The sequence below is a fragment of the Candidatus Sulfurimonas baltica genome (assembly GCF_015265455.1).
Classification (GTDB): Bacteria; Campylobacterota; Campylobacteria; order Campylobacterales; family Sulfurimonadaceae; genus Sulfurimonas; species Sulfurimonas baltica.
The window spans coordinates 2672523-2692942 of sequence record NZ_CP054492.1; the positions used below are offsets into that span (position 1 = coordinate 2672523).

Below are 20420 nucleotides of genomic sequence, written 5' to 3' on the forward strand. Positions count from 1 at the left end.
TAATTAGATATAATTTCATCTATATTTAAATCAATTAGGATATAAAATGAATTATAATAAAGTAAAAAGTACATGTAGAGTTGTTCGTATTGGAGCAGGTGTAGCATTAATTACTACAGGTGTAGTAACAGGCAATGCATGGTTTTATTTAGGTGTTGCACCTTTAGTTGCAGGCATTGTCAACTTCTGCCCAATATGTATCGTAAGTAAAAAGTGCGACCTTCCTAGTAACTAAAACTCAACAGTAAGAATCAAGTAAGTCAAAATATGATAATATTATCACAAAAAAGTTTTACAAGGGGTTTATATGGGCATATCAAGAAGAGAGATTCTAACATTGTCAGGTTTAGCAGTTGCATCCTCTGCACTAAGTGCTTCTGATAAACCAAAAACAAATACTAAAATTAAGAGTGAATATAAAGCTCCAATACCTGATACTACTAAACCAAGAGTAGTTGTTGTAGGCGGTGGGTGGTCAGGACTCTCAATCGCAAAAAACACAAAAATATTCGCTCCGGATGCAGAAGTAATCTTGGTTGAACAAAGACATGAGTTTACTTCTTGCCCTTTAAGTAATCTATGGTTAGTTAATAAAATTGAACTTGAATATTTAACACATGATTATCTCCAAGCTGCCAGAAACTACAACTATACTTATTTTCAAGCAACAGCTATCGGACTAGATAAAGAGAATCAGATCCTAGAGACTAGTGGCGGTAGTATCAAGTACGACTATTTAGTTATGGCTCCGGGCATTGACTATGATTACTCACGTTGGACAAAAGATATAGCTTTTGAAAATAGACTTAGACGTGATTACCCAGCAGGTTTTATCCCAGGCTCTGAGCATATTACGCTAAAGAACAAAATTTTAAACTTCAAGGGTGGAAACTTCTTGCTAACAGTACCTGCTGGAAACTATAGATGTCTTCCCGCACCTTATGAGAGAGCTTGTATCATAGCTGACCACTTTAAGCAGAACAACATAAAAGGTAAAGTGATTTTACTTGATGAAAACAATACTATAACTATTAAAGAAAAAGGTTTTCAAAGTGCTTTTACTGAGCTATACGCTGATTATATAGAATATGTTCCAAGCTCTGTAATCCATAAAATCGACCTAGACAAAAAAACTGTTTACACAGAGTTTGATGAGTTTGAATTTGAAGATGCCTCTTTTTATCCTCATGTAAGAGGGGCTAAAGTCCTAGAGAGAATGGGTCTGGCGAAAGATGCAAAAAATATGATGGAAGGTAATATCAACCCTTTGACTTATGAAGCCATTGATGCAAAAAATGTATTTATAACGGGTGATGCTCGTCCTATGGGATTTTCAAAATCAGGAAATACTTCAAACTCCGAAGGATTCATTGTAGCGGCTAATATTGCACAAAAAATCAATAAAACACCGGCTTTAGCTTGGGAACCGCCTACTACAACTTGTTTTTCTGCCATATCAACAGAACCTGAAAAAGCAATATACATTTATACTCAATACTCATACGACAAAAAGACGAAAGCTTTCGACTTTGCAGGAACAGTAAGTAGTGAAGATTGGAAAAAACACGGCGTAGTAAACGCGGACTCAATATATAGTTGGGCTACTGCATTGTATCACGATATGTTTGGTGACACAAAAACTTCCTAAACTTGATTTATGCTCTAATAAGGTATAATTCCACACTTAATAAAAATATAGTATGGAGTTATAAATGAGCCAAATTAGCTACAAAGATGCCGGCGTTGACATAGATGCCGGCAATAGTTTCGTTGAAAACATCAAGCCTCTTGTAAAATCAACTAAAATTCCTGGTGTCTTGGGTGGTATTGGTTCTTTTGCAGGTGCATTTGAACTACCAAAAGGTTTTAAAGAGCCTGTAATGCTTGCGGCTACTGATGGAGTTGGAACAAAATTAAAACTTGCAATTGACTCTGGAATACATAATACTGTAGGAATTGACTTGGTTGCAATGTGTGTTAACGATCTTCTTTGTAACTTTGGAACTCCATCATTTTTCCTAGATTATTACGCAACTGGTAAACTTGACGTTAAAACTGCGACAAGCGTTGTCGCAGGGATAGCTGAAGGGTGCATAAGAAGCGAATGTGCTCTTATTGGCGGCGAGACAGCTGAGATGCCTGGTATGTATTCTGAAAATGATTATGACCTAGCTGGCTTTGCAGTTGGTGTTGCAGAGAAGAGTGAAATGGATAGAGTTTCTTTAGTACGTGCTGGTCATAAGCTTATAGCACTTCCTAGTTCTGGTCTTCACTCAAATGGTTTTTCTTTAGCTAGAAAAGTTCTATTTGAAAAAATGAACTTAGACTTCAATTACGATTTTAATGGCAAGCCTCTTATAGAGACTCTGCTTGAGCCTACAAATATCTATGTAAAAACATTCAAAGCACTTAAGAATGAGATAGTAGCAATGGCTCACATTACAGGTGGTGGTATAGTTGAAAACCTACCTCGAGTGCTTCCCCAAAATTTAAGAGCTGAAGTTAAAAAAGATGCTATTAAAGTTTTACCAATCTTTGACTTAATAGGTCAACATGTAGATTTAAATGAAATGTACAGAGCGTTCAACATGGGCGTTGGTATGATTCTTGTCGTTGAAGATAAAAATGTAAATACTGTTTTAGCAAAAGCCGAAGGTTCTTATTTGATTGGTGAAATAAAAGAGGGTAGCCGCGAAGCGGTAATGGTTTAAATAATCACTCATACCTCTAATTTATAAACTAGATTCCAAGTCAAGCTTGGAATAACGATATTTTAGTCATTCTGGACTTGATATTCGTCATTCTGGACTTGATTTTCGTCATTCTGGACTTGATCCAGAATCTAGTTACACGAAGAGTATAACTTACTTAAAAGGCTTCGTTAAGTCTTTGATAACATCCCCAGGAATAGACGCAATTGTAGCGAACTGCATCATACCCAATAATGGATAATTCATAGCTATATAGTACTCAGCTTGAAGCATAGTAGCTTTTCCGCCACTCACAACAATTGGCCAAGGCAATAAGCCGGCATTAGCACGACCAATTTTCTTTACAAATCTTTGTGTACCACGTCCAACACTATAACCAACTAAAGTTGTATCATCAGAAAGCTTTAGCTCATATGCCAATTCTTTACCTTTTTTGTAACTTCTTAACTTAGCCAATAACTCATCATTTGACCCCTCACCAAGAACTTTTGTATCTTCATAGTAAGGCATTCCTAAAGTAAAGTGAAAACCTGCCAAATCATCAAATTCCATTTTATCTTCAGAATTTTTAAGACCAGGAAATGCACCTTCAAGCTTAGATTTTACAGCTGAGAATGTAGCATGATTATAATCTTTTTGCATAAACGCTTTACCGAAGTAAATTGGATTAGTTAAAGAGATTGTCTTTTCTTGATCATCAACAAACAGTTTCATTACGGCAATGTTTGCACGATTTGGCTTTGCAGCCTCTTTTTTTAGTGTAGGGCAAGTAAAAACTATAGTTTTACCTTTTGCAACACTATCATATTTTGAAAGTACTTCAAAACCTGCAGCTGCAAGTTTAGCTTCTGCATCACCGACAGCAATATAATCGCCTTGGAGATATGCACTTACATTGCCTGAAGGCTCAGAACTGCTAGATGCTTGAGCTTGAGTGCTTTTGCCGGCGCAACCACAAAAAGTAAGTGCAGCTACACTAAATATTAATGTTAAAAACTTTTTCATATCTCTTTAGCTCCTAAACTTATCATGATTTCTTTAATTTTAGAATCCATATCTTTGATAAACTGAAGTCTTTTAGGATCAGTAATTTTACCAAAAGCTGCCCAGTTATCAACACTTGGCATACCAACTTTTAAAGTGTTTGAATCTTTTTCTAAATACATATACATTGAACATGGAGCAGACGCACCTAACTCTGGATGTTCCCAAACATTAAACACTGTATAAGAGAAAGTAAAATGACATAGTGAGTAAACCCAATAAGCGTCATATTTATCATTTTCTAAATCATTGTCAGCCCAGAACTCAGCAAAATCTCTTTTACCAGCAATTATATATTCTTCTGCTTCAAATGCTTTTTCAAACTTTTCCATAAAGTTAAATTTTGCATCTAAAACATCTTCTCCTCTGTTGAATGGAACTTCCCACTCTATTAACGTTTTTGCTGGAAGCTTATCAATTTCAATATACTCAACTTCTCCGCCCATACCTGCATCCGTAGCAGCACTAAGAGCATCAATTTTTTCAGTAAAAACTTCTCTAACACCAGCATCTTTAATCTCTGCAATATCTAGCATTGCTTGTGGAGTTAAAGTACCAACATAAGTTTTATTTTCACTCTTTTTCTTATAGATAAGGTAATTAAGAGGAGCAAATGAACCAAGTTTTGGCTCTTTCATAAGAAGTTCACGCATCCACTCTTCATTAGAAATAGTAATAAAACCAAGATTGTCTAAGTTTCCAACATAGTCAGTTTTAAACTGAGGATTCGGCTTACCGTCTTTTAATAGTTCAGTACCGTAAAAAAGCTTGTAATAGTACTCAATTTTTGGGTGAATATCTTTTGGAGTAAATCCAGCATCTTCTAAATCAACCTCTAAGATACCGTTAAATGCGTCATTTCTCTCTTTATATGTACCTTCTGATACATTCAATCTTATAGCCTGATAACCAAATGCCATACTTGCTGTCAACGATAATAAAACCGCTATTTTTACAAATGCTTTAAACATGTGTTTCCTTTTTATTTAACTTAATTATGTGATAGTTTTATCACAAAAAATCTGAAATAATTATATCATACAAATCTGTAAACTTTCTGAATTTTTGAACTATATTATATGAATAAGAAGTATTAAGGTACTTTGAAACACTTAAATTCATAAAGCTTAAAAAGTCAGGAGTATATATAAAAGTTTATTGATTGTTTTTTGTTTTGTTGCTTACCCCATGCAGAGCATGGAGTAAAGTTGTATTTCTAGAAAGCGTAGTTAAGTTGGAAACTGTAACTTGTCTCTGAGTGAGCTACAGTAATATCTTGGCCTGCAAAGTTTGTGAAAGTTTGCTTATTTTCAGCAGCAAATACAGCAGCTAAATCAACAGAAATCATGTCGCTTATGTTGTACGTTCCACCAATAGTAAAGTGTGATTCAACATTCCCTGGAAAACCTAATGCATTAAATGTATTAACTGTTCCAGCAGATAAACCAGCACTATTTACGCCAGCATATGTTTGTTTTTCTACTGCACTATCAGCAAAAGCATAACCAACACGAGCAGCCCAGCCACTAGTTGTATATTCATAACCTATTGAAATAACATCTTGGTCTGCCCATTCAAAGTCTTTATAGCCAGTAGCATCTTCCCAATTAATTTGCTTCCAGTCTAAAGCAACAGTATGCTCATTCATCTTATAACTAACACCTATACCCATCTCAGATGGTGTTGACAACTTGTCATTTGCATAAACACCGGTTGGAGTAAACGGTGCAATTACAGAACTCATAACACCTTTGTATTCCATTTCTATTTCAGACTTATAAACAGCACCAATTGTAATCCCATTAATCTCATATGCAAGACCTATATTGTAACCAAATGCTAAATCATCATTAACACCAGCTCCAACTTGATCTCCTGCAACTAGAGTTGGTGTCATAGCATTAGCACCACCTGGGAATTCATAATTAATATCTAAAGAACCATATTGCACGATTGGAGTAATACCAATTGAGTAATTATCTCTTGCATAAACCAAAGGAACACCAAACTGCATAAGTTGTAAAGCTGTAACCATTTGCATATGTGCACTTCCAGGGCCAGCAGTCATTGAATTAGTATCACGATAATCAACACCTAAGCCACCTGTCCCCCACATACCAACACCAGCATAAAAGTTATCATTAATTTTGCTAGCAACTGAAACAGAAGGGATAACAAACATATCAGCATCACTATCGGCTGTTACAGTGCCATTACCAATATTATTTGTAGCAGTTACATCTGGCATAAATAATGTACCACCAAAAGAGATTTCATTCTCTTTTTTAATTGTAGTGATTAAAGCAGGATTTGAAAGTGCAGATTCAGCACCATGACCTTTACCAATACCAATTCCACCCATACCGCGAGTTTTTGCACCCATACCAAGCATAGTTGAACCGTTTGTTGCGAATGCAGAAGTTGCACCTAAAGCTAATGCAGCTACTACTGCTAATTTAATTGTTTTTTTCATTTTCTCTCCTACGAGTAATTTTGAATACAAGCATTATAGGCAAGTAAATTTTAACTGTATCTTAAACGAAAAATAAATATTAATAAATAAAGCAAAAACATATTATTTAAGTACAATTTATATAATAAATATATATAAATAAAATTATATTTGTATATAAAAATCACTATTATCTTATATAAATAAGATAATTATATGCTTGAGATAAGTATTAAGAAATATTGTTGATAAAAATATTTGTGATAAAAATATTACATAGTGTATTTTTGTAACATAATAATTACAAAAGTTTGATATAAATAAATTAAATATAAACTTTTTAGATAATTGAACTCTCTGGATAATTAGCTATTAGACTCTGGATAAAGTACGGAGTGACAGAACTCTCGTCATTCCAAGCTTGAATTGAAATTTAGTTTATGAATTAATCAGAGGTCTTAATTAGTAAAAAATTTGATTTAATAAAGATAAATTAGTTTGAAAGTAAGTTAATTAAATGATTGTTAGTAAAGATTAGAAGTAAATTGATCAACTAGGCAGCGACCTACATTTCCACACCTGAAAGATGCAGTATTATCAGCGATGAGAGGCTTAGCTTCTGGGTTCGGAATGGAGCCAGGCGTTTCCCTCTCTCTATAGCCACCTAGACAATCAAGTGTAAAGACATCTAGATGTTCTTACATTTGACTGTTAGAGTCAATTAAAGTGAGTGTTTATACTATTTCTAGTATAGATTATTGTTTAAGTTAACATTTTCTAAATAACTGTATCAGTACACGGTTCATTAAATAGTGTGTTTACACTAAGTAAGGTAGTGAACGAAGTTGTGTTCTATTCAAAGAACTGTAAAAAAAGACAAACGTACTATTAGTACTGGTCAGCTAAACATATTACTATGCGTACACACCCAGCCTATCAAGCTTGTAGTCTTCAAGCGTACTTCAGGGAACGTTCATCTTGGAGTTGGCTTCCCGCTTAGATGCTTTCAGCGGTTATCTCATCCATGCGTAGCTACCCAGCGATGCTCTTGGCAGAACAACTGGTGCACCAGTGGCATGTCCAACCCGGTCCTCTCGTACTAGGGTCAGCTCTCCTCAACGTTCCTACGCCCACGGAAGATAGGGACCGAACTGTCTCACGACGTTCTGAACCCAGCTCGCGTACCGCTTTAAATGGCGAACAGCCATACCCTTGGGACCTGCTCCAGCCCCAGGATGCGATGAGCCGACATCGAGGTGCCAAACCTCCCCGTCGATGTGAGCTCTTGGGGGAGATCAGCCTGTTATCCCCGGCGTACCTTTTATCCTTTGAGCGATGGCCCTTCCACACAGAACCACCGGATCACTATGACCGTCTTTCGACTCTGCTCGACTTGTATGTCTCACAGTCAGTCCGGCTTGTGCCATTATACTCTACGGTGGATTTCCAACCCACCTGAGCCGAACTTTGTAAGCCTCCGTTACTTTTTAGGAGGCGACCGCCCCAGTCAAACTACCCACCAGACATTGTCCTCGCACAAGATAATTGTACCGAGTTAGCTATCAGAATATTCAAGGGTGGTATCTCAAGGATGCCTCATCATAAACTGGCGTCTATGAATCAAAGGCTCCCACCTATCCTGCACGTGAATATCCCAATAGCAGTGTCAAGCTATAGTAAAGGTGCACGGGGTCTTTCCGTCTTTCCGCGGGTAGGAGGAATTTTCACCTCCACTACAATTTCACTGGATCCATTGTTGAGACAGCTCCCATCTCGTTACGCCATTCATGCAGGTCGGTATTTAACCGACAAGGAATTTCGCTACCTTAGGACCGTTATAGTTACGGCCGCCGTTTACTTGTGCTTCATTTCAATGCTTCGCAGAGCTAACAAATCCATTTAACATTCAAGCACCGGGCAGGCGTCACACCCTATACATCCTCTTACGAGTTAGCAGAGTGCTGTGTTTTTGGTAAACAGTCGGGAGGGACACTTTGCTGCGACCCGTCAATGCTTTGGAGAGTAAATCTCCTAACAAATAGGGCACACCTTATACCGAAGATACGGTGCTAGTTTGCAGAGTTCCTTAACAATGGTTCATCCACGCGCCTTAGAATACTCATCTCACCCACCTGTGTTGGTTTACGGTACGGGCAACGGTTGTTCTCGTTTAGAGGCTTTTCTCGGCACGACAGTATCATCGATTCTCCGCGCTGGCCGAAGCCATTGCAGAGCCTGTAAGATCTCGGTCGAATGACAAACGGATTTTCCTATTTGTCGACCTACGTCCTTCGACCCACTATTCCATCAGTGAGCTCGATTAACTCTATGCGTCCCCCCATCACTCAAACGAACAACCGTCGGTATCGGAATATTAACCGATTTGCCATCGTCTACCCCTTTCGGACTCGACTTAGGTCCCGACTAACCCTACGATGACGAGCATCGCGTAGGAAACCTTGGGTTTACGGCGAAGAAGATTCTCACTTCTTTTCTCGCTACTCATGCCTGCATGCTCACTTCCATCCGCTCCAGCACTCCTTACCGGTGTACCTTCAACGCTGAATGGAACGCTCTCCTACCACTCATAGTAAACTATGAATCTAGAGCTTCGGTGCTTGTCTTAGCCCCGTTATATTTTCGGCGCAAAATCGCTAGACCAGTGAGCTGTTACGCTTTCTTTAAAGGGTGGCTGCTTCTAAGCCAACCTCCTGGTTGTCACAGCAACTTCACATCCTTTTCCACTTAGACAAGACTTTGGGACCTTAGCTGCTAGTCTGGGTTGTTCCCCTTTCGACGATGGATTTTATCACCCACCGCCTGACTCCCGAGGTTACACATGAAGTATTCGGAGTTTGATAGGGTTTGGTACCGCGGTAAGCAGCCCTAGCCCTGTCAGTGCTCTACCCCTTCATGCTAATGCTCGAGGCTATACCTAAATATATTTCGGAGAGAACCAGCTATCACTGAGTTTGATTGGCCTTTCACCCCTATCCACAAGTCATCCCAAAAGTTTTCAACCTTTACGGGTTCGGTCCTCCACTGGCTCTTACACCAGCTTCAACCTGCTCATGGATAGATCACTCAGTTTCGGGTCTGCAGCATCTGACTAATTCGCCCTATTAAGACTCGCTTTCGCTACGGCTTCTCGTTTGATTAACCTTGCCAGATACCACAACTCGCAGGCTCATTATGCAAAAGGCAGTCCGTCACACTTGTCTTACGACAATAGTGCTCCGAATGATTGTAAGCCATAGGTTTCAGGTTCTATTTCACTCCGCTCACCGCGGTCCTTTTCACCTTTCCCTCACGGTACTTGTTCGCTATCGGTCTAGTAGTAGTATTTAGGGTTGGAGGGTGGTCCCCCCATATTCAGTCAAGATAACACGTGTCCCGACCTACTCGTTCCTTAGTCTAGTACCATATAAATGTTTTCGCTTACGGGGATATCACCCTCTATGTCCACTCTTTCCAAAGTGTTCGGCTAACAAATATATTATCACTAAGTGCCCTAATCCCATTTCGCTCGCCGCTACTATGGGAATCTCGTTTGATTTCTTTTCCTTCAGGTACTGAGATGTTTCACTTCCCTGAGTTCGCCCCCCGTAGGGTAACATGATTCGCACCATGCTGGGTCGCCCCATTCAGAAATCCCCGGATCAAAGCTCTTTGGCAGCTCCCCGAGGCTTATCGCAGCCTAATACGTCTTTCATCGCCTCTACTAGCCAAGGCATCCACCTATGGCCCTTAATATCTTTTTTTCTAATTTGCGTTCACTACCTTACTTAATGTATCTCTACTTAAAGTAAGTCAGTGTACTGTTGATTGTAGTTATTTAGTTAATATAATTAATAATTGAATAAATTCTTTTATCTTTTATATATGTTGACTTTGACAATAATAATTTAATGAACGATAGACTTTGAAGTCTAATAGAAAAACTAATACTTAGTTCTTTTATTAAACTTGAAAATTTGTTTTAAATGGTGGGCCTACCTGGACTTGAACCAGGGACCTCACCCTTATCAGGGGTGCACTCTAACCAGCTGAGCTATAGGCCCTAAAGTGTGTTGTTAAATTCAAATGAACTCAAATCACTGAAAACTAAGCAAGCAAACAAACTAATAACTAACAACATCTCTCGTGAGATTTTCTTTGTATGTCAATTCAAATGAATGATTGACTTTACTCTAGAAAGGAGGTGATCCAACCGCAGGTTCTCCTACGGTTACCTTGTTACGACTTCACCCCAGTCGCTAATTCCACCGTAAGTGGTAGCCTCCCGAAGGTTAGCTTCCCAATTTCGGGTGAAATCAACTCCCATGGTGTGACGGGCGGTGAGTACAAGACCCGGGAACGTATTCACCGTAGCATTGCTGATCTACGATTACTAGTGATTCCAGCTTCATGAAGTCGAGTTGCAGACTTCAATCCGAACTGAGAGACGCTTTGTGAGATTGGCTCCACCTCGCGGTATTGCAACTCTCTGTACGCCCCATTGTAGCACGTGTGTAGCCCTAGCCATAAGGGCCATGATGACTTGACGTCGTCCTCACCTTCCTCCTCCTTGCGAAGGCAGTCTCCCTAGAGTGCCCAGCTTAACCTGCTGGCAACTAAGGACGAGGGTTGCGCTCGTTGCGGGACTTAACCCAACATCTCACGACACGAGCTGACGACAGCCGTGCAGCACCTGTTTTCAAGTTCCCCGAAGGGCACCACTCCATCTCTGGTGTGTTCTATCAATGTCAAGGCTAGGTAAGGTTCTTCGCGTATCTTCGAATTAAACCACATGCTCCACCACTTGTGCGGGTCCCCGTCTATTCCTTTGAGTTTTAATCTTGCGACCGTACTCCCCAGGCGGAACACTTAATCTGTTAAGTGCATCACCGAGATGACAAGCATCCCGACGACTAGTGTTCATCGTTTAGGGCGTGGACTACCGGGGTATCTAATCCCGTTTGCTCCCCACGCTTTCACGCCTTAGCGTCAGTAATGTTCCAGGAGATCGCCTTCGCTTTAGGTATTCCTAGTGATATCTACGGATTTTACCCCTACACCACTAATTCCATCTCCCCCTCCCATACTCTAGGTTGGAAGTTTCAAGTGCAGTTCTACAGTTAAGCTGTAGGATTTCACACCTGACTTTCCAACCCGCCTACGCGTCCTTTACGCCCAGTGATTCCGAGTAACGCTTGCACCCTCCGTATTACCGCGGCTGCTGGCACGGAGTTAGCCGGTGCTTATTCATGAGCTACCGTCATTTTCTTGACTCATAAAAGGAGTTTACACACCGAAATGCGTCATCCTCCACGCGGCGTTGCTGCATCAGGGTTTCCCCCATTGTGCAATATTCCTCACTGCTGCCTCCCGTAGGAGTCTGGTCCGTGTCTCAGTACCAGTGTGGCGGATCATCCTCTCAAACCCGCTACCCGTCATTGCCTTGGTGAGCTCTTACCTCACCAACAAACTGATGGGATATAGTCTGATCTTCAAGCGAAAAAACGTTTCCCAACTCTACTTAAGTAGAGAAGGTATATCCAGTATTAATCATCGTTTCCAATGGCTATCCCGGTCTTGAAGGTACATTAACTATATATTACTCACCCGTGCGCCACTAATCAGAAGAGCAAGCTCTTCTTCATCGTTCGACTTGCATGTGTTAAGCACGCCGCCAGCGTTCACTCTGAGCCAGGATCAAACTCTCCATAATTAATTATGTAAAGAACACATTGCTGTGCATTACTGATCATTGCCCAAGATTATTAAATCATTGGCTTTGTTGCCACTCGCTATAAATAGCTAGTGGACTTTTTGTATAGTATCTATTTCTATTGGGTATCTATATTGCTATAGACCAAACAGAATAGACGGTTGTTGTTATATTAGTTATTTCTAAGTAAACTTATAGTGACTAACTAACTAATTCGTTATTAGTTATTTCGTCTGTTTACTTGCTTAGTTTTCAATGATCTCAAACATATTCAAAAGCTTCTACTCGAAGTCTCTCTAGGCCTTAACTTAAGGTCATATTGTTTGTGGATGGGAATTATAGGAGATTATTTATTCAATGTCAAGGCTTTTTTAAAAGAATTTAAAAAGTTTTTCTGGAGTGTTTAGTTTCTATGCTTTTTTAATTTTCTTTGTTAAATAAATCTCATTTAGCTCTATACGTTAAATGAGTTTATATACATGTTGCTATCTATTAACTCTTTATATATAAAATTCTTATATACAATTGTATAGCAATTAAGATGCTATGCACAAATAAAGGATAGATATGGGACTTTACGATCGTGATTATGCAAGGGGCAATGCTTCTACTTATGCTTCTAACTCTAAGAGTGACACGCAAATAGTATCTTTTGTCAAAGAGACTTATAAATTGTTTGCTGCTTCAATGATGGCTGGCGCTGTTGGTGCTTATGTGGGTGTACCAATGGCCGGAACTATTGCTGCCAATTTTATCCCTCTATTTATTTTAGAGATTGGACTTTTAATTGGACTGCATTTTGTAAAACATAAGCCTGGCATTAATTTATTAGTAATGTTTGGTTTTGTATTTATGACGGGGCTAATGCTAGCACCTTTACTTTCTCACACGCTTGGTATGAGTGGCGGTGGAAGTATAATTGGAAATGCTTTTGCCATGACTTCAGTTATTTTTGGTGCTATGAGTTTTTATGCAATTAAAACAACAAAAGATTTTTCAGGATATGGAAAACCACTTATGATTGCTCTAGTTGTAATAATTGTTTTTTCTATAATAAATATGTTCATGGGCAGTTCATTGATGTCTATACTAATCTCAGGAGCTGTTGTTATACTGTTTAGTATCTTGGTAACATATGACACTCAAAATATAATCAAAGGTGCTTATGAAACACCTATTGACGGTGCAATTGCGCTTTATTTAGACTTTTTAAATATATTTACTGCACTTCTTCATCTATTTGGTATATTTGGAAGAGATGAGTAATCAACTTTCACCCGAGCTATTTCGGGTGCTTGATGCAAACCTAAACCGCCTTAAAGAGGGGATTAGAGTTGTTGAAGATATAATGAGATACCGCGATAATAACAAAACTATATCCACAAAGTTAAAACTCCTAAGACACAAATCAAAAATTAACGAATCAATAGAACTCCTTAAATATCGTGACAGTATCAATGATGTTCAACGGGCAACAATTAAGAGTGAATTAAACCGTCCAAACATAGAGAGTATTATTATTGCCAATCTAAAAAGAGCCCAAGAGTCATCAAGAGTTCTAGAAGAGATATATAAGCTTAGCAGTGCTGAGTATAGTGAGAATTTTAAGTATATAAGATATGAACTATACAGTATAGAGAAAGAAATTTTAACAGACTAGCTATTTTATGACATCTATCTTCTTGCTTTATATTTAACCTTATGATTATAGAATAAATTAGATTCCAAATCAAGTTTGGAATGACGACATGTCAGGTTTGTGATGCTGTTTGCTTTACCATTAAATCCAATGCGAGCATATTTTATTAATAGAAATATATTTGAGGGTTTTATTTTTTTTTAAAATGTAGCTAAAAAGAGGTGATTTGACTTAATTAAAAGTCAAATCTGAGTTGGAGAGTTATTACATCATCTCAATTTCTTGATATGCAAAATCAAGATTGTTGTTATGTAAAATATCATACATTGCTTTTTCTTTAAACTCTATCATTGGCACTTTACCTTGAATATCAGCAGCATCTACACCATCTTCAATAGCTTTAGCAACTCTATCTCTCATAAATGTGAAATAGTCTCTTGCTTCGTTAACAGCTGTTTTGTCTGTAATAAAACCGTGTCCTGGAATTAATGTTTCCCAACCTTTAGCATCAATCATATCAAGTGCTTTGATTTGACCAAGAACTGCTCCATCACGGCCAGAAGTTATACGACCATTCATTACTAAGTCACCAGCAAATAATACTTTAGACTTTGGCATGAAAAGGAAATAATCTTCAGCAGTATGTGCTTTTACACCAATCGTTATAACTTCAAAATCAATACCTTTTAGATTAAACTTATAGTTTTCTGTAAGTGTTCTATCTACTGGTATAATATTTGTACCAGCAATTGCATTTTTTGGTAAAACTCTATACATTCTAGTTTGATCACCAGCTTTGTATTTTTTATTAATTATTGATGGCCCAATTAACTCTGCACCAAATGTTTGCTTGTAAAAATCATTACCTAACCAGTGATCATCATGCTCATGAGAGTTAACAACAACTTTAACAGGCAATGGGCCAGCTACTTTACTCATAGCATCATATGCTTGTTTTGCAAAAATAAATGATGGTCCTGTATCAAATACTACAAAGCTGTCATCTGTTTTTACATAACAGTTATTTGCCATATTACCAGCATTTTCTTTTGTTGGTGCCTCAATTGCTCCAAAGAAACACCATACATTCTCACTAACTTGTTTTGGTTTCAATTTGTAATCAAATTCATCACTTTTTACAACTTTTGCTGCAGTTGTTGCCGCTGAAGCTGATTCAGCAGTAGCGTCTGAACAAGCCGTCATCATTGGAAGTAAAGCTATAGCAGATACTACTAACGGATTAATCATTTTTTTTATCATAAGGTTCACCTTTTTTTAGTTTATTCTTGAAAGAATATATTTAACATGTCATAAACAGGTTAAATATATTCTATCTTTTGGAGTAAAGCCAAACCCTAAAATTACTTAAAAGGTTTGACTTAAAAGAAAATATTATTTAACTTTCTTGCTTGCTTTTGCAGTTTTTCCTAAATTATTAACCCAGTCAATATCAATAGTATCACCTTCTTTTGCTCCAGTGAATGAAAATTGAAAATAAGGATCTTTAGATAGGAATGGTCCTGTAGACGCCTCCCATACAACTGTACCGTTTAATTTTGCAGTCATGTGAGTGATAAACTCTACATTGATTTTTTTAAGTTTTGCTTCTTCTTTACCAGCCATTGGGCTTTTAGCTAAAACTTTAACTTCTACTACGCCTTTTTTTAACTTTGCTTTTACTTTCATAATTATTCCTTTTTAATTTCTATTTATTTTATTTCAATGAGCGGCGGGGGTTAAATCAACCTCCACAACCACCAATAGAAACTTCTACTTTTTGTACAGCTGAGTATAATTTACCATCTCTACCTTTTGCAACAACAGTTACATTAGCAGTTTTTCTCATTTTGATTTTAGTTTTAATGTCAAAAACACCATTTTCACCTAATTCAAATACTACAACAGCAGATCTAGGATTAGCATCTTGAAATAAAGCAACAGACTCTACTGCTATTTTAGAACTAATTCCGATTGGCACAGCGCCACCATTTTCAGCTAATTTAGGAGCTTTAATTTCGATTTTACCATCAATCATTGCAGCAGTTCCAAATAGTGCTTCAATAGCCTCTTTACTTGTAGCAGCTTCCCAAGCTTTTGGAGCAGTCGCTCTGAAATCTGTAGCACTTAAACTAGCAGGTAATACTGATGCAGCAGCAGCTACTGCACCTAAACTTAAAAATTTTCTTCTTTGCATTTTAATTCCTTTTTATAATGTTGGGCAAACCATAGCAAGTTTTACTTACTAGATTCTACCATAAATTTAACAATATCTTTTACTTGCTCATCTGTAAGATCCATAGCTCCACCCTTAGGAGGCATTCCATTAAATCCTTTGATAGCGTGACTATTAACCGTATCCATACCTTGTGCTACAACAGCAGCCCATGCATCATGATTACCAACAGCTGGAGCTCCCATTGCATCAGTTTTATGACAAAGTGAACAAGAAGCATCGTACATTTTTTCAGCAGCTGATTTAGAACCTGTAGAAGTCTCTACTGGTAAATCTCTAACAGTTGAGTATGCTGGAACTACATTTGTAATTTCCATTCCAATGCTTTTAACTGCCTCTTTTTTACAATCTTTCATACAACGAGTACCAACTGCACCATAGTTTTTACGATCTTTAAAGAAAGCTCTTACGTTTTCAACACCTTGTGGACCGTTTACATCTGGATAAAAACCATCACGGTTTGGTAAAACTACTTTTAGTAATTGTTCTTTGTCAAGAACAAACTCTTCATCTAATGTTTCACCATCAATTTTTATATCATTAGCAGCTAATAAGTAGGCAGTCATTGCATACAACTCATTATTAGTAAGGCTTTTTGGATGCGCGTATGGCATTGCATCACGGATGTACCAGATTAGAGTACTAACTTGTGGCCAATATGAGCCGATAGTTCTTTTTGGAGCATCTTTACCTGGACATGTTCTTTGATTTTTAAGTGATGCAACTGTACCGCCAGCAAGAGTAGGATAACCCTTACCACCAGCTCCGAATTCGCCGTGACAAGAAGCACATTGCTTTTCGTATAGTAAATCACCCTCTTCAACAGAGCCTGAACCTTCTGGAAAACCTGTTCCATCTGGCATCATATCTGTATCCCAAGCTTTTAACTCAGCAGCTGTTGGAACTCTACCGTAGTTAAGTTTTGACATAGCTTGCGTATTGTATCTATATGCAGTTTCAACACCGTTTGCTCTAGGGTAAGTCATACCACCATCTAAAGCATCTTGTTTTCCATTGTAAACACCAGCAGTTGCAAGAGTCGATGCTAGTGCTAAGATAACACCAGTAACAATTAATTTATTATTTAATTTAAACATTTATACATCTCCTCCTTATTTACTTGGACAATTATCTGTTCTAACTTGAACATTATGTACTGAATTGTCTGCTTTTACTTCCCAAGTAACAATTGAGTTTCTGTGATAAACACCTTCTACACCAATAATATCTTTCTCTTGAGAAACTGTTGGCTGAACGTTGCCACTATCATCCATTGAACGAGACTGAAGCAATAATGGCTTACCATCATATTTATGCATAAACGAGAATCTAGTCCATGACTTAGGTAACACTAAACCTTTTAACTGAGCTTCTGTATAGTTTTGTCCACCATCTATTGATACATCTACATTAGTAATTGTTCCATGACCTGACCATGCAAGACCTTCTATCTCAATCATTTGACCAACTTTAAGATTTTTCCATGGTTTTTCAGGACATGGAGAAGTAATAATCGAGTTAGTCTCTAATGGATAGAAATGCTGAATTGCTTTACCGCTCTTAGTAAGAACTGTATACTTAGAAGTCTCTTCTTTACAGTACCAAGGCTCTGCACCGAACTCTAAACGCTTTAACCATTTAATACATAGGTTTGCTTCCCAGCCTGGTAACATTAAACGAACAGGATAACCTTGTTCTGGTCTAAGTGCTTCACCATTTTGAGCCCAAACAATCATTGCATCGTCTAAAACTTTTTCAACAGGAATTGTTCTGCTCATTTCTGAACCATCAGAACCTTCAGCCAACATCCATTTTGCAGTTGGTTTAATACCTAAATCATCAAGAATTACAGAAAGACGAACACCTGTCCACTCAGAGTTACTCATCATACCTTTTACAAACTGTAAAGAGTTGAACTGAGGACCTTTCCATTCAGCAGCACCATTTGCAGGGCACTCCAAGAAAAGTATTCTACTCTCAGATGGATATTGCTTTAATTCATCAAGAGTTAAAACAATTGGTTTCTCAACTAAACCATGAATCATAAGTCTAAATTTGTTAGGATCTACATGTGCAACACCGTTGTGAGTTCTAGTAAAGTGTAAACCATTTGGTGTAATGATACCTTCTAACTCGTGTAATGGTGACATAGAAACAGCAGCATGCATGTCTCCAGCAGATGACATAAGACTTGATGTTCTTCTTACAACATTATGCTCATATTTTGATGGAATACCATATGGATACTTATTAAGCTCATCACCTAAAGTTGTTCCCCACTTAACATGGTGTATTATATTTTCATCATCAGCTAACAACTTAGCAGGTGCTAAAACAGCAGCTGCAGTGATAGCACTAACAGAATAAACAGCTGTTTTCTTAAAGAAATCTCTTCTACTATTAGTAGTTTCTAAATTATTTTCAGAAATTTTACTCATTTAATATCTACCTCCTTTAATGTAACTTGTAGATTTTATAGTATGCAATAGTACAAAACTTAATTATGCATAGTACAAAATGCAAGGTGAAGATTATATAGCAAGTTTTATTCAATTGTCAAGCATTCTCACAAAAATGTAATAATTTTCTCACATTTTTATAATAACTACACACTTTTTATTACTAATATTCATTAATATATTGATAATAATAATAAAAGTATGTTATTCGCATAAATAAAAATTATGTTAAAATTACAAATATACTAACACAAGGCGCATCTATGTCAAACAAAAAAGTTGGAGAGGTTTTAAAGCTTTTTATATCTAAGTCTGGCACTTCACAAAGATTTGAAAAGTCTGACATCTCTTTGGACATGTTGGGCGTTGTTGGAGATAAATTTTACAATAAAGATGCGCAACGCTCTGTTTTGATTGCCTCTATTGAGAGTTATGAGCTTATTAGAAAGTACGGTATAGAGATGCCGTTTGGTTATTTGGGTGAGAATATTTTATTGGACTACAATCCATACAATTTAGAGATAGGAACACAGTTTAAAATAGGTGAGGTAATTTTAGAGATAAGTCAAAACTGCACTATATGTAACCATCTTGCTGTTTTAGATGTAAAGATACCTACACTGCTGAAGAACGATAGGGGTATATTTGCACAAGTTGTTAAAGCAGGGGAAGTAAAAGAGGGTGATGAAGTTTATCTGGTGTAGATAAACGCCACTTCAAACTCTAAGTAGTTGAGAGGGTATTCATTAAGAAGCTTTTTACTCTCTTTATATGAGAGTATTTTTCTAGCTCCACTAACACCGCTTTTTTTTATGTATTTAAACATATCCCTTGTAGATTCAAACTCCAGCTTATAATTTAAAATCTCAAAATCTGCGTTGAAATATTTTTTTTGAAGTTCATTTACCTCATCGGCACTTCTAAGCAGTGAGCTTATAGATGCTGTCTCATTTAGGGTTCTAAAAGTGTTTGATGTAAATATAGCTAGTGCAACGGGAGCATTGAGTTGTTTGATACTTGCAAATACACTCTCTAAACTATTCGCCCACTGCAGTGCTGAAGCTGAAAAAATATAATCATACTTATATGTAAGCAGGTTATCAAATAGTGCCTCATCATTAAAGTCACCGTAAACAGACTCTATCTTTTTAGACTTAGGGTGAAGTTCCAGCATCCCTGGAGCAAAATCAACTCCGGTAAAGTGCTCATAATCCCAATCTATTGCTTTACACACACTACCGCTTCCACAACCAAGGTCTAAAATATTTTTTGGTTTATGTTTTACCGTGCTTAGCAGTTTTTCTATTACCTTGTTTTGTATCACATTGTATGTATTGTAATCCAGGGCATGCTTGGAAAACTCCGAACTAATTTTCATTTTCTGTTTACAGCCAAAGATATTATAAAAATAACGATTACACATATAACAATAGTCGCACCCGATGGGAGAGAGAAATAAAAAGAGAGAGTCATTCCGGCAATAACGCTAAGTACAGCAATAAATAGAGAGATAATCACTGTTTTAAAAAAACCTTCTTTAAACTGCAGAGCAGAAACTGTCGGGATTACCATAAGAGCACCTATAAGTAGACTTCCAACAACTCTTATAGATAGTGCAATAATGACAGCGACCACACTTACCAACAAAAAATTTAGCGCTTTTACTTTAATACCACTTGTTTTTGCCACCTCTTCATCATAAGCTATAAAATAAAGCTCTTTTGAAAAAAACAATAAAGAGCCTAAAGACAGGGCTCCAAAGATGGCTATTGTCACAACATCTTCACTACTAACAGAGAGAATAGAGCCAAAAAGGTATGAAAATAGCGAGTTGTTAAAAGCACCGCCTAGAGAAACTATTATGACTGCAACAGCCAATGAACCTGAGAGCAAAATAGCCAACACTGCATCGGAGTAAAGCTCAAAAGAGCTTCTTAAATACTCGATAAGCCAAGCGGAGACAACGGCAAAAACAACGGCAATCCAAAGAGGGTTAAGTCCGGCTACAAGACCTACCGCAACACCGACTAAAGCCGAGTGAGCAAGTGTTTCACTAATCATTGAGTAGCGACGAAGCACAATAAAAGTCCCACTTATGGAAGCAAGTATGGCAATAATAATACCTGCTATAAAAGCTCTTTGCATAAATTCATATTCAAACATCTCTAACAT

At 37.5% G+C, this 20420-nt stretch carries 16 protein-coding genes, 1 tRNA gene and 3 rRNA genes; 6 read left to right on the top strand and 14 right to left on the bottom strand.

Annotated elements, in window-relative coordinates:
- Window positions 1–46: 46 nt before the first annotated feature.
- The 3 genes from HUE88_RS13420 to purM all read left to right on the top strand — a co-directional run bounded on the left by HUE88_RS13420 (window position 47) and on the right by purM (window position 2711).
- Window positions 47–235 (top strand): YgaP-like transmembrane domain, encoded by a 189-nt coding sequence (locus HUE88_RS13420; RefSeq protein ID WP_194369775.1) that lies wholly within the window; start codon window positions 47–49, stop codon window positions 233–235.
- Between the two features lie 72 nt (window positions 236–307).
- Window positions 308–1648 carry an FCSD flavin-binding domain-containing protein gene (locus tag HUE88_RS13425; protein WP_194369777.1) on the top strand — a complete coding sequence of 447 codons (1341 nt, stop codon included), beginning with the start codon at window positions 308–310 and terminating at the stop codon, window positions 1646–1648.
- A gap of 64 nt (window positions 1649–1712) precedes the next feature.
- The gene (gene purM, locus HUE88_RS13430) at window positions 1713–2711 is read left to right on the top strand and encodes a phosphoribosylformylglycinamidine cyclo-ligase (protein WP_194369778.1); all 999 of its coding nucleotides are present in this window, start codon (window positions 1713–1715) and stop codon (window positions 2709–2711) included.
- A gap of 153 nt (window positions 2712–2864) precedes the next feature.
- On the opposite strand, the gene HUE88_RS13435 is transcribed toward purM, so the two are convergent.
- The 7 genes from HUE88_RS13435 to HUE88_RS13465 all read right to left on the bottom strand — a co-directional run bounded on the left by HUE88_RS13435 (window position 2865) and on the right by HUE88_RS13465 (window position 11917).
- Window positions 2865–3716 (bottom strand): hypothetical protein, encoded by an 852-nt coding sequence (locus tag HUE88_RS13435; RefSeq protein WP_194369780.1) that lies wholly within the window; start codon window positions 3714–3716, stop codon window positions 2865–2867.
- Window positions 3713–4726 carry a DUF302 domain-containing protein gene (locus HUE88_RS13440; RefSeq protein WP_194369782.1) on the bottom strand — a complete coding sequence of 338 codons (1014 nt, stop codon included), beginning with the start codon at window positions 4724–4726 and terminating at the stop codon, window positions 3713–3715. The genes HUE88_RS13435 and HUE88_RS13440 overlap by 4 nt, the downstream gene beginning before the upstream one ends.
- Window positions 4727–4971: 245 nt before the next feature.
- On the bottom strand, window positions 4972–6228 hold the full coding sequence (locus tag HUE88_RS13445) for an OmpP1/FadL family transporter (protein WP_194369784.1): 1257 nt from the start codon (window positions 6226–6228) through the stop codon (window positions 4972–4974).
- Between the two features lie 531 nt (window positions 6229–6759).
- A 5S ribosomal RNA gene (gene rrf, locus HUE88_RS13450) occupies window positions 6760–6875 on the bottom strand.
- A 199-nt stretch (window positions 6876–7074) separates the two neighbouring features.
- Window positions 7075–9968, bottom strand: a 23S ribosomal RNA gene (locus HUE88_RS13455).
- A gap of 223 nt (window positions 9969–10191) precedes the next feature.
- Window positions 10192–10268, bottom strand: a tRNA-Ile gene (locus HUE88_RS13460).
- 133 nt (window positions 10269–10401) lie between these two features.
- Window positions 10402–11917: ribosomal RNA gene (locus HUE88_RS13465) — 16S ribosomal RNA — on the bottom strand.
- Together the 16S, 23S and 5S rRNA genes with 1 tRNA gene alongside form the textbook arrangement of a ribosomal RNA operon.
- A 567-nt stretch (window positions 11918–12484) precedes the next feature.
- Between HUE88_RS13465 and HUE88_RS13470 the strand changes: the two genes are divergently transcribed.
- Together HUE88_RS13470 and HUE88_RS13475 are read left to right on the top strand one after the other, a co-directional pair.
- Window positions 12485–13183 carry a Bax inhibitor-1/YccA family protein gene (locus HUE88_RS13470; protein ID WP_194369786.1) on the top strand — a complete coding sequence of 233 codons (699 nt, stop codon included), beginning with the start codon at window positions 12485–12487 and terminating at the stop codon, window positions 13181–13183.
- On the top strand, window positions 13176–13577 hold the full coding sequence (locus HUE88_RS13475; protein ID WP_194369789.1) for a thiamine-phosphate pyrophosphorylase: 402 nt from the start codon (window positions 13176–13178) through the stop codon (window positions 13575–13577). The genes HUE88_RS13470 and HUE88_RS13475 overlap by 8 nt, the downstream gene beginning before the upstream one ends.
- Window positions 13578–13820: 243 nt before the next feature.
- Here HUE88_RS13475 and HUE88_RS13480 read toward each other — a convergent pair whose 3' ends face one another.
- The 5 genes from HUE88_RS13480 to soxC all read right to left on the bottom strand — a co-directional run bounded on the left by HUE88_RS13480 (window position 13821) and on the right by soxC (window position 18227).
- Window positions 13821–14816 carry an MBL fold metallo-hydrolase gene (locus HUE88_RS13480; protein ID WP_194369791.1) on the bottom strand — a complete coding sequence of 332 codons (996 nt, stop codon included), beginning with the start codon at window positions 14814–14816 and terminating at the stop codon, window positions 13821–13823.
- Window positions 14817–14948: 132 nt separating this feature from the next.
- Window positions 14949–15242: a thiosulfate oxidation carrier complex protein SoxZ gene (gene soxZ, locus HUE88_RS13485; protein WP_194369793.1), complete on the bottom strand. Its 294-nt coding sequence runs from the start codon at window positions 15240–15242 to the stop codon at window positions 14949–14951.
- Window positions 15243–15297: 55 nt separating this feature from the next.
- Window positions 15298–15750: a thiosulfate oxidation carrier protein SoxY gene (gene soxY, locus HUE88_RS13490; RefSeq protein ID WP_194369795.1), complete on the bottom strand. Its 453-nt coding sequence runs from the start codon at window positions 15748–15750 to the stop codon at window positions 15298–15300.
- Between the two features lie 41 nt (window positions 15751–15791).
- The gene (locus HUE88_RS13495) at window positions 15792–16886 is read right to left on the bottom strand and encodes a c-type cytochrome (protein ID WP_194369797.1); all 1095 of its coding nucleotides are present in this window, start codon (window positions 16884–16886) and stop codon (window positions 15792–15794) included.
- Window positions 16887–16901: 15 nt separating this feature from the next.
- Window positions 16902–18227, bottom strand: a complete 1326-nt coding sequence (gene soxC, locus HUE88_RS13500; RefSeq protein ID WP_194369799.1) for a sulfite dehydrogenase — start codon at window positions 18225–18227, stop codon at window positions 16902–16904.
- A 284-nt stretch (window positions 18228–18511) separates the two neighbouring features.
- Here soxC and HUE88_RS13505 point away from each other — a divergent pair, with 284 nt between their 5' ends.
- Entirely contained in the window at window positions 18512–18952 is a 441-nt protein-coding gene (locus tag HUE88_RS13505) for an MOSC domain-containing protein (protein ID WP_194369801.1), read from the top strand.
- Here HUE88_RS13505 and HUE88_RS13510 read toward each other — a convergent pair.
- Together HUE88_RS13510 and HUE88_RS13515 are read right to left on the bottom strand one after the other, a co-directional pair.
- Window positions 18940–19626: a methyltransferase domain-containing protein gene (locus HUE88_RS13510; protein WP_194369803.1), complete on the bottom strand. Its 687-nt coding sequence runs from the start codon at window positions 19624–19626 to the stop codon at window positions 18940–18942. The two genes, HUE88_RS13505 and HUE88_RS13510, sit on opposite strands and share 13 nt — an antisense overlap.
- On the bottom strand, window positions 19623–20420 hold the full coding sequence (locus tag HUE88_RS13515; protein ID WP_194369805.1) for a metal ABC transporter permease: 798 nt from the start codon (window positions 20418–20420) through the stop codon (window positions 19623–19625). Before HUE88_RS13515 ends, HUE88_RS13510 begins: the two co-directional genes overlap by 4 nt.

Coding starts and splice junctions, on each gene's coding strand:
- purM (WP_194369778.1), top strand. CDS start 1,713: ATGAGCCAAATTAGCTACAAAGATGCCGGCGTTGACATAGATGCCGGC.
- HUE88_RS13440 (WP_194369782.1), bottom strand. CDS start 4,726: ATGTTTAAAGCATTTGTAAAAATAGCGGTTTTATTATCGTTGACAGCA.
- HUE88_RS13510 (WP_194369803.1), bottom strand. CDS start 19,626: ATGAAAATTAGTTCGGAGTTTTCCAAGCATGCCCTGGATTACAATACA.
- HUE88_RS13420 (WP_194369775.1), top strand. CDS start 47: ATGAATTATAATAAAGTAAAAAGTACATGTAGAGTTGTTCGTATTGGA.
- HUE88_RS13470 (WP_194369786.1), top strand. CDS start 12,485: ATGGGACTTTACGATCGTGATTATGCAAGGGGCAATGCTTCTACTTAT.
- HUE88_RS13505 (WP_194369801.1), top strand. CDS start 18,512: ATGTCAAACAAAAAAGTTGGAGAGGTTTTAAAGCTTTTTATATCTAAG.
- soxY (WP_194369795.1), bottom strand. CDS start 15,750: ATGCAAAGAAGAAAATTTTTAAGTTTAGGTGCAGTAGCTGCTGCTGCA.
- HUE88_RS13480 (WP_194369791.1), bottom strand. CDS start 14,816: ATGATAAAAAAAATGATTAATCCGTTAGTAGTATCTGCTATAGCTTTA.
- HUE88_RS13475 (WP_194369789.1), top strand. CDS start 13,176: ATGAGTAATCAACTTTCACCCGAGCTATTTCGGGTGCTTGATGCAAAC.
- HUE88_RS13495 (WP_194369797.1), bottom strand. CDS start 16,886: ATGTTTAAATTAAATAATAAATTAATTGTTACTGGTGTTATCTTAGCA.
- HUE88_RS13515 (WP_194369805.1), bottom strand. CDS start 20,420: ATGTTAGAGATGTTTGAATATGAATTTATGCAAAGAGCTTTTATAGCA.
- HUE88_RS13425 (WP_194369777.1), top strand. CDS start 308: ATGGGCATATCAAGAAGAGAGATTCTAACATTGTCAGGTTTAGCAGTT.
- soxC (WP_194369799.1), bottom strand. CDS start 18,227: ATGAGTAAAATTTCTGAAAATAATTTAGAAACTACTAATAGTAGAAGA.
- soxZ (WP_194369793.1), bottom strand. CDS start 15,242: ATGAAAGTAAAAGCAAAGTTAAAAAAAGGCGTAGTAGAAGTTAAAGTT.
- HUE88_RS13445 (WP_194369784.1), bottom strand. CDS start 6,228: ATGAAAAAAACAATTAAATTAGCAGTAGTAGCTGCATTAGCTTTAGGT.
- HUE88_RS13435 (WP_194369780.1), bottom strand. CDS start 3,716: ATGAAAAAGTTTTTAACATTAATATTTAGTGTAGCTGCACTTACTTTT.